The sequence below is a fragment of the Vibrio sp. 1641 genome (genome assembly GCF_033339995.1).
Taxonomy (GTDB): Bacteria; Pseudomonadota; Gammaproteobacteria; order Enterobacterales; family Vibrionaceae; genus Vibrio; species Vibrio alginolyticus.
On record NZ_JAWOVP010000242.1, the window covers coordinates 1 to 647 of the forward strand.

At 45.6% G+C, this 647-nt stretch carries 2 pseudogenes; both read right to left on the minus strand.

Features of this window, described 5'->3' with window-relative positions:
* Positions 1–295 (minus strand): annotated as a pseudogene (locus tag R7Z47_RS25280) (DNA-protecting protein DprA); the annotation flags it as partial.
* Positions 279–647, minus strand: a pseudogene (locus tag R7Z47_RS25285) (peptidoglycan-binding protein); the annotation flags it as partial. The pseudogenes R7Z47_RS25280 and R7Z47_RS25285, both read right to left, overlap by 17 nt.

Here is a 647-nt window from a genome sequence, read left to right on the forward strand (position 1 = left end):
CGATAGCTTGCATGCGTATGCTGGTACATAAAGGATCGGCCAGCGTCAGAATGTGATGATTTGTAGAAGTGGCTAGCCACGTTAAACAAGCATCGACCTCTTTATCTGCCGAAGCCCAAGCTTGCAACTGTTTGTTCGTCAAACCCAATTGATAAAGCTGTTCAGAAGAGGAATTGATGATATTGCGAGGCGTATCTTTGGCGAGCAGCTTATTCATTTTGACCCCACCGATGCCTGGCAAGCAACTCAGCTTAAGCCAGGCAGCAAGGTCACTGTCGTTATTGCGTGGTTTCATTGGTGGTCGACTCTTGCGTCAGAGGCGAAACCACAGAGACCTCTTTATTGATGGGTTTAGTGCTGGTTGTGATCAACGCCAAACTAAAGTACTCATAAGGACGAATGACCAGCAACTCGCCAACTTTGCTTTGAGGTAAGGTTATTTTCTTATCGAGGACACCAAACTCTTTCTTGAATTCATCGCCATCTTTGTAAACCGGATGCGCGTCTTCTTTTAAATCAAACACACTGCCTTGTTTCACACTGTCAGACGTACCTTTATCAATCACCACAACTTGGTTGGTTGAGCTAAAGCGAATACCTTCGATATTACCTAGCAACTTTGCAGAACTGCCTTGTGGCGACGGCAT